This is a genomic window from Piscinibacter sp., assembly GCF_050175855.1.
In the GTDB taxonomy this organism is placed as follows: Bacteria; Pseudomonadota; Gammaproteobacteria; order Burkholderiales; family Burkholderiaceae_C; genus Piscinibacter.
In genome coordinates this window covers 1-7,993 of record NZ_JBFXIO010000245.1, presented here as the reverse complement: position 1 = coordinate 7,993, position 7,993 = coordinate 1, and the positions used below count along the sequence as shown (strand labels likewise).

At 69.9% G+C, this 7,993-nt stretch carries 10 protein-coding genes; 5 read left to right on the top strand and 5 right to left on the bottom strand.

All coding sequences use genetic code 11. The annotated features are described in order from the left end of the window. On the top strand, positions 1–200 hold a 200-nt coding region (locus AB7U92_RS17380; RefSeq protein WP_428579644.1), incomplete at its 5' end, for an SEC-C metal-binding domain-containing protein. Positions 201–228: 28 nt separating this feature from the next. Continuing rightward, entirely contained in the window at positions 229–1,458 is a 1,230-nt protein-coding gene (argJ, locus tag AB7U92_RS17375) for a bifunctional glutamate N-acetyltransferase/amino-acid acetyltransferase ArgJ (RefSeq protein WP_428579641.1), read from the top strand. Here the strand turns inward: argJ and AB7U92_RS17370 are convergent. Further along, a complete protein-coding gene (locus tag AB7U92_RS17370) occupies positions 1,446–2,249 on the bottom strand; it encodes a hypothetical protein (RefSeq protein ID WP_428579638.1) in 804 nt (267 codons plus the stop codon). The two genes, argJ and AB7U92_RS17370, sit on opposite strands and share 13 nt — an antisense overlap. A gap of 177 nt (positions 2,250–2,426) precedes the next feature. On the opposite strand from AB7U92_RS17370, the gene AB7U92_RS17365 reads away from it, so the two are divergent. From AB7U92_RS17365 to AB7U92_RS17355, 3 genes are all read left to right on the top strand, one after another. Continuing rightward, the gene (locus tag AB7U92_RS17365) at positions 2,427–2,588 is read left to right on the top strand and encodes a hypothetical protein (RefSeq protein WP_428579636.1); all 162 of its coding nucleotides are present in this window, start codon (positions 2,427–2,429) and stop codon (positions 2,586–2,588) included. Positions 2,589–2,735: 147 nt separating this feature from the next. After that, on the top strand, positions 2,736–4,097 hold the full coding sequence (locus AB7U92_RS17360) for an MFS transporter (RefSeq protein WP_428579633.1): 1,362 nt from the start codon (positions 2,736–2,738) through the stop codon (positions 4,095–4,097). 20 nt (positions 4,098–4,117) lie between these two features. After that, positions 4,118–4,723 (top strand): GNAT family N-acetyltransferase, encoded by a 606-nt coding sequence (locus AB7U92_RS17355; protein ID WP_428579630.1) that lies wholly within the window; start codon positions 4,118–4,120, stop codon positions 4,721–4,723. Here AB7U92_RS17355 and ugpQ read toward each other — a convergent pair. From ugpQ to AB7U92_RS17335, 4 genes are all read right to left on the bottom strand, one after another. Then, positions 4,709–5,479 carry a glycerophosphodiester phosphodiesterase gene (ugpQ, locus tag AB7U92_RS17350; RefSeq protein ID WP_428579627.1) on the bottom strand — a complete coding sequence of 257 codons (771 nt, stop codon included), beginning with the start codon at positions 5,477–5,479 and terminating at the stop codon, positions 4,709–4,711. The genes AB7U92_RS17355 and ugpQ overlap by 15 nt on opposite strands. Position 5,480: 1 nt before the next feature. Continuing rightward, positions 5,481–6,551, bottom strand: coding sequence for a sn-glycerol-3-phosphate import ATP-binding protein UgpC (locus tag AB7U92_RS17345; RefSeq protein WP_428579624.1), 1,071 nt, complete (start codon positions 6,549–6,551; stop codon positions 5,481–5,483). A gap of 14 nt (positions 6,552–6,565) precedes the next feature. Next, positions 6,566–7,417, bottom strand: a complete 852-nt coding sequence (gene ugpE / locus AB7U92_RS17340) for a sn-glycerol-3-phosphate ABC transporter permease UgpE (RefSeq protein ID WP_428579621.1) — start codon at positions 7,415–7,417, stop codon at positions 6,566–6,568. A 12-nt stretch (positions 7,418–7,429) separates the two neighbouring features. Further along, positions 7,430–7,993: ABC transporter permease subunit (locus AB7U92_RS17335; RefSeq protein ID WP_428579619.1), on the bottom strand; the 564-nt coding region annotated here is incomplete at its 5' end.

Below are 7,993 nucleotides of genomic sequence, written 5' to 3'. Positions count from 1 at the left end.
TGCAGGCGGCCGAGGCGATCGAGGAGCAGGCCGAGCGCATCAGCAACGTGACCTACACCCATCCGAACGAGGACGGCTCGGTTTCCGAGGAACCCGATCTCGCCACGGTGGCGGCTGCGGTGCCCAAGGTCGGCCGCAACGATCCCTGCCCCTGCGGCAGCGGCAAGAAGTACAAGCAGTGCCACGGCAAGCTGGCCTGATCGACCGACCCTTCGCGCGGAGGCCTGCATGCCCGTCAACCTGAGCGCCCCGAATCCCGACGAACTGCATGCCGTGCCCGGCGTCGAGTTGGGCGTCGCGATGGCCGGCGTGCGCAAGGCCAACCGCCGCGACGTGCTGGTGGTCAAGCTCGCCGAAGGCAGCGCTGTGGCCGGCGTGTTCACGCGCAACCGCTTCTGCGCCGCGCCGGTGCAGGTGTGCCGCGAGCACCTGGCGGCCGCTCAGCGCATCCGCGCGATCGTGGTCAACACCGGCAACGCCAATGCCGGCACCGGCGCCGATGGCCTGGCTCGCGCGCGCTCGACCTGCGCGGCGCTCGGCCGCCTGATGGGCGTGAAGAGCGAGCAGGTCCTGCCGTTCTCCACCGGCGTGATCATGGAGACGCTGCCCAACGATCGCATCGAGGCGGGGCTGCCGGCCGCGCTGGCCGACGCGAAGGCGGCGAACTGGGCGCTGGCCGCCGAGGCGATCATGACCACCGACACGCTGCCCAAGGCGGCGTCGCGCCAGGTCACGATCGGCGGCAAGACCGTGACGATCACCGGCATCAGCAAGGGCGCCGGCATGATCCGTCCGAACATGGCGACCATGCTCGGCTTCGTCGCCACCGATGCGGTGATCGCGCCGGCGCTGATGCAGTCGCTGGTGCAGGAGGCGGCGGACCACTCGTTCAACCGCATCACCATCGACGGCGACACCTCGACCAACGATTCCTTCGTGCTGATCGCCACGCAGCGCGCCGGCCATGCGCCGATCACGGCGCTCGAATCGGCGGAGGCGCGGCAGTTCCGCGAGGCGCTGATCGCGGTGTCGCAGCAGCTCGCCCAGGCGATCGTGCGCGACGGCGAAGGCGCGACCAAGTTCATCACCGTGCGCATCGAGGGCGGCCGCAGCGAAGACGAATGCCGCCAGGCGGCCTACGCGATCGCCCACTCGCCGCTGGTGAAGACGGCCTTCTTCGCCAGCGACCCCAACCTCGGCCGCATCCTGGCGGCGGTGGGCTATGCCGGCATCGGCGACCTCGACCAGTCGCTGATCGACCTCTTCCTCGACGACGTGCACGTGGTGCACCGCGGCGGCCGTCGGCCGGAGTACCGCGAGGAAGACGGCGCCCGCGTGATGAAGCAAGCCGAGATCACCGTGCGCGTGAACCTGAACCGCGGCAGCGCGCAGGCCACCGTCTGGACTTGCGACTTCAGCTACGACTACGTGAAGATCAACGCCGACTACCGCAGCTGATTGGCCCGAGCGGCGCGCCACGCGCCGTGCACCAGCCACAGCGCGGCACCGGCGGCTGCGAGGTGCTTGAGCGTGTGACCGCTCAGCCAGGCCAGGTGCTCGAAGACGGCGTGGTCGGCCACCTCCAGCGCCTTGGCGAGCGCGTAGCCGAGCAGCACGCCCCACCAGGCACGATCGGGCGCCGCGGCCGCGAAGCGCCTCGGCAGGCTCAGCAGCAAGGCGGCAGGCACCAGCAGCATCGGCAGGAATTGCACGAACAGGTACGCGCGCAGGTCGCTGCGGCCTGCGGCCTCGCTCCACCACCACAGGGCGACCGATGCGCTGGCCAGCACGAGCGCCCCGGCCAGCACGCCGCTGCGCGACCAGCGCTCGTCCACCCGTTCGGCGAGGAAGGCGCAGGTCAGCGCCGCGCAGGCCCAGGCGATGGGCAGCCGGTCGAAGGCCAGCGAAGCGTTGTCCGGCGCCCAGTGGTAGAAGGCCGAGCCCGCCGCCGTGGCGATGAGGGCGACGGCGAACGCGCGCCAGGCCGGCGTGGCCGGCGTGCGCGGCAACCCGCGCATCGCCCACAGCCACCACGCGCCGATCACGGCGAACGGCAGGTTGCTCAGCACGTCGGCGGCATTGGGAATCGCCAGCCAGGCGCGCCGATCGGCGAAGTGGTGGTAGCTGTCCCACTGCGGGATCGGGCCGTGGATCCACAGCGCCGCGGCGAGCAGTGCCGCGAGCGCAAGAAGAATCCAGGCCCGCGGCCCGACATGCGGGGCGAGTGCCGCCGGCTTCGGCGATGTCATCGGTGAGTGCATGGCGTGCATGCTGCGCCGGGCATCGTGCCGCCGGCAAGCGCGCCGGCGCGAGGCCGATGCGCCGCCACCCGCGGTATCGCGCCGGGCCACCCCCCACGTTTGCCACGTTGCCCAGTCACGCACGGCACTGCTAGCATCCTGGCCATTCACCCCATCGAGCGCACCATGAACCACGCCATCCACCTCACGCACAACGCCGGCACCGGCGCCGCTGCGTCGGGCATGCCGTGGTCGGCATCGGCATCCCGATCGCGCAAACCAGTCGCCCTCCCGGCAGCTGCGTGTGCCGCGAACCGCCCGATTCCGCGGGTGTTCGCCGGCTTCTAGTCCTCTCGGCCCCTTGCCTCCACCGAGGCGCCCGCCGAGAGATCCGGCGGGATGAATCGGGGCCTTCGATTCCCTCGCCACCCCGGGCCCACCGGCCCACCAGGGCGCCCACCGGCACCCGACGAGAGACAACGGGAGGACGCAACCATGACGCCATGGCTGCTGAGTCTGAGACAGAGCGCGCTGATGCGCTTCAAGCGCTGGCTGGACGACGCCCTGCCGCGCCACGACCTGCTGCGCCAGGCCACCTACCGCCGGCTGTGGACTTCGATCCTGATCAGCTCCTTCGGCGGCCAGGTGACGATGCTCGCGTTGCCGCTCACGGCGGCCGTGCTGCTGCACGCCACGCCGACGCAGATGGGCCTGCTCACAGCGATGGAGATCGTGCCCTTCGTGCTGTTCTCGCTGCCCTCCGGCGTGTGGCTCGACCGCGTGCGCAAGCTGCCGGTCTACGTGATCGGCGAGACGATGCTGGCCTTCGTCGTGGCCAGCGTGCCGCTGGCCTGGTGGATGGGCTGGCTGAGCATGCCCTGGCTGTACGTGGTCGGCTTCGTGATCGGCACCGTCTACACCACCGCGGGCTCGGCGGCGCAGATCGTGCTGACGCAGGTGGTGGCGCGTGACCGGCTGGTGGAGGCGCATGCCAAGAACGCCCTGGCCACCTCGGGCGCCGAGGTGGCCGGCCCGGGCTTCGCCGGCGCGCTGATCAAGGTCGTCGGTGCGCCGCTGGCGCTGCTGGTGGATGCGCTGATGCTGATCGTGTCTGCAGGCATCCTGCGCGGCATCGTCGTCAACGAGGAGCGCCGGCCACGTGCCGATGCGCACTTCTGGCGCGACCTGCGCGCCGGCGTGCGCTTCGTCGCCGGCCATCGGCTGCTGATGGCGCTGGCCTGCGCGGTGGGGGTGTGGCAGATGTGCCACCACGCGGCGCTGGTCGTGCAGATCCTCTTCGCCACGCGCACCTTGGGCCTGTCGGAGCAGGCCGTGGGCCTGAGCTACATGGGCATGGGCGTGGGCACGATCGTCGCGAGCGTGTACGGCAACCGCATCAGCCAGCGGCTCGGGCCGGGCCGCTGCCTCACGCTGGGCTTTGCGGTCTGCGGTGCCGGCTGGTCGATGCTCGCGCTGGCGCCGGCCAACCGCTTCGGCGTGGCCGCTTTCGCACTGATGCTGCTGATGTTCTCGGCGGGTGCCGTGCTGGTGTTCATCAACTTCCTGGCGCTGCGCCAGGCGGTGACGCCCGAGCCGCTGCTCGGCCGCATGACCAGCACGATGCGCTGGCTCATCCTCATCCCCGCCGCGCCGGGTGCCTTGCTCGGTGGATGGCTGGGCGAACACGTGGGCCTGCGCGCCTCGCTGGCCTTTGCCGGCGGCACGGCGCTGCTGCTGGCGGGCGTGGCCTCGCAGGTGCGCGTGATCGCCGATCTGCGAGAGCTGCCGAAGCCCGAACACGATGACGACTGGATCGGTGCCGAGTCCGCCGGCATCGCCCCGCAGACCACGACTTGACCGACAGGGAGAACAAGGACATGGACCCCGTGCTGATCGAGGTGCCCGAACGCATCGAGACCGAGCGATTGATCCTGCGCTGCCCGCGCCCCGGCGACGGGCCGACGGTCAACGAAGCCGAACGCGAGACGCGCGCCGAGCTGAAGCCCTGGATGCCCTGGGCGCATGTGGAGAAGAGCCTCGACGACTCGGAGGCCTATTGCCGCCGTATGCAGGCGCGCTACCTGCTGCGCGAGGATCTGGTGCTGTTCATCTTCGAGCGCGACGTGATGGGCCGCGAGGGCCGCTTCCTCGGCGGCACGGGCCTGCACCGCATCGACTGGACGCTGCGCAGCTTCGAGATCGGCTACTGGCGGCGTACCGGCTGCGGCGGTCAGGGCTACGTCACCGAGGCGGCGCGGGCGCTGGCGCGCTTCGCCTTCGACCACCTCGCCGCGCGGCGCGTGGAGATCCGCACCGACGATGCCAACAGCGCGAGCTGGAAGGTGGCCGAGCGTGCCGGCTTCACGCTCGAGGCGCTGCTGCGCGGCGATAGCCTGACGCCCTCGGGCGAGATCCGCAGCACGCGGGTGTATGCGCGGGTGCGCGGGATCGAGGAGCGGCTGACGCTGTCAGTCGCGAAGTGACTCGCCCGGCGAGAATCGATCCACCGCGTCGGTGATGATCCCGTCGATGCCGAGCTCCAGCAGCCGCTGCGCCTCGGCGGGGTCGTTCACCGTGTAGACGAGCGCGCGAAGGCCGGCGCCATGCAACTGCGCGATCAGCGCCTCGTCCATCACGGCATAGTTGGTCACGCAGGCGCGTACCTTGAGCGCGCGGGCGATGTCGAACCAGCCGCTCCACAGCGTGTCGAGCAGCAGGGCGCGCGGCAATTCAGGCGCGGTCTCGCGCGCACCCTGCAGGGCCTCCGGGCGGAACGAGCTGAGCAGCGGCGGCGCCACCGGCGCGTGGCGGCTCGCCGCCCACAACCGCACCGCCTCGCGCGCCACCACGCGGCCGGTCTCCGGCTCCTGGCCGGGCGTGGGCTTGATCTCGATGTTCAGGGCGAAGCCGTTGCGCAGCACGTAGGCGGCGATGGCCTCCAGGCTCGGGATCGGCTCGCCGGCGAAGGCGCGGCTGTGCCAGCCGCCGGCGTCGAGGCGCGACAGCTCGGCCCAGCTCCGCGCGCCGGCCGTGCCGCGCTCGGGCGTGGTGCGTTGCAGGGAGGCGTCGTGCAGCAGGAAGGGCACGCCGTCGGCGCTGAGCTTCACGTCGCACTCGAAGGCCCGGTAGCCATGTGATGCGCCGACACGGAAGGCCGCGAGCGTGTTCTCCGGCGCCAGCTTGCCGGCGCCGCGGTGGGCGATCCACAGCGGGTAGGGCCAGTCGCCGTTCGTCGCCATCTCAGCCGATGCGCTGCTGCGACGCAGCGTCGAACCAGTGCAATTGCTCCGCCGCACCTTGCAGCGTCAGCGTGTCGCCGTTGCGCGGGGCCGGCAGCGTGGCATCCACGCGCACGGTGAAGGCCTGGGTGCCGACCAGGCCATGGATCAGGCGTTCGGCGCCGAGCATCTCGGTCGTCTCCACCTTGAACGGCCAACCCAGCGCCCCGGCCGGCTTGAGCGACGAATGCTCCGGCCGCAGCCCGACGATCAGCTCGCCCGAGCGCGGCGCGGCAGCCGGCAGCGGCAGTTGAGCGCCATCCACCGTGAAGCGCGAGCCGTCGGCCACGCCGCGGATCAGGTTCATCGGCGGCGAGCCGATGAAGCCGGCCACGAAGGTGGTGGCCGGCACGGCGTAGACCTCCGCCGGCGTGCCGATCTGCTCCATGCGGCCGGCGTTCATCACGATCATGCGCTGCGCCAGCGTCATCGCCTCGACCTGGTCGTGCGTGACGAACAGCGACGTGACGCCCAGCTCGGCATGCAGCTTCTGGATCTCCAGCCGCGTCTGCGCGCGCAGCTTGGCGTCGAGGTTCGACAACGGCTCGTCGAACAGGAAGACCTCCGGCTGGCGCACGATCGCGCGTCCCATGGCCACGCGCTGGCGCTGTCCGCCGGAGAGCTCGCGCGGCTTGCGCTTGAGGTAGGGCTCGAGTTGCAGAATGCCCGCCGCCTTGGCCACGCGCGCCTCGATCTCGGCCGCCGGCACCTTGGCGATCTTCAGGCCGTAGGCCATGTTCTCGAACACCGACATGTGCGGGTACAGCGCATAGTTCTGGAACACCATCGCGATGTCGCGGTCGCTCGGCTCCACATCGTTGACCACGCGCCCGGCGATGGCGATCTGGCCGTCGCTGATCTCCTCCAGTCCCGCCACCATGCGCAGCAGCGTGCTCTTGCCGCAGCCCGAGGGCCCGACGATGACGATGAACTCGCCGTCGTCGATCTCGGCGTTGACGCCGTGGATCACCTGGTTCGCCTTCGGCCCCTTGCCGTAGCGCTTGACGACGTTGCGGATGCTGATCGCTCCCATCGGACTGCCTTCTTCTATTTCTCGGTGTCGACCAGGCCCTTGACGAACCACTTCTGCATCAGCAGCACCACCAGCGCCGGCGGGATCATCGCCAGCATCGCAGTGGCCATCACGATGTTCCAGTCGGTGGCGGCGTCGCCGCCGCTGATCATGCGCTTGATGCCGATGACCACCGGGTACATCGATTCGTCGGTGGTCACCAGCAGCGGCCAGAGGTACTGGTTCCAGCCGTAGATGAACTGGATGACGAACAGCGCCGCGATCGAGGTGGCCGACAGCGGCACCAGCACGTCCTTGAAGAAGCGCATCGGGCCGGCGCCGTCGATGCGCGCGGCTTCCACCAGTTCGTCGGGCACGGTCAGGAAGAACTGGCGGAACAGGAAGGTGGCGGTGGCCGATGCGATCAGCGGCACCGTCAGGCCGGCATAGGTGTTGAGCATGCCCAGGCCAGCCACCACCTCGTAAGTCGGCCCGATGCGCACCTCCACCGGCAGCATCAGCGTGACGAAGATTGCCCAGAAGAAGACGTTGCGCAGCGGAAAGCGGAAGTAGACGATGGCGAAGGCCGACAGCAGCGAGATCGCGATCTTGCCCAGCGCGATCACCAGCGCCGTGATCAGGCTGACCAGCATCATGCGGCCCACCGGCGCGTTCGAGGCCGCGCCCATCGCCGTGCCCTGCAGCGCGGCGAGGTAGTTCTCGACGAGGTGGCTGCCGGGCAGCAGCGACATCGGTGCCTGCACGATCTGGTCGGCCGTCTGCGTCGAGGCGACGAAGGTGACGTACAGCGGGAAGGCGACCACCAGCACGCCGAGGATCAGCACGGCATGCGCGAGGATGCCGAGGGTGGGGCGGCGTTCAACCATGAGCGGCGCCCATCAGTAGTTGACCTTCTTTTCCACGAATCGGAACTGCACGACGGTCAGCGCGATGACGATCACCATCAGCACCACCGACTGCGCCGCCGAGCCGCCCAGGTCCATGGCCTTGAAGCCGTCGTAGTAGACCTTGTAGACGAGGATCGCGGTGTCCTTGCCCGGTCCGCCCTGCGTGGCCGCATCGACGATCGCGAAGGTGTCGAAGAAGGCGTAGACGACGTTGATCACGAACAGGAAGAAGGTGGTCGGCGACAGCAGCGGGAACTGGATGGTCCAGAAGCGCCGCCACGGGCGCGCGCCGTCGATGGCCGCGGCCTCGATCAGCGACTTCGGGATGCTCTGCAGCCCGGCGAGGAAGAACAGGAAGTTGTAGGAGATCTGCTTCCACACCGCGGCGGCGACGATCAGCGTCATCGCCTGCCCGCTGTTGAGCAGGTGGTTCCAGTCGACGCCGAAGCTGCGCAGCGCGTACGACACGATGCCGATCGATGGCGCGAACATGAACAGCCACAGCACGCCGGCCACCGCCGGCGCCACCGCGTAGGGCCAGATCAGCAGCGTGCG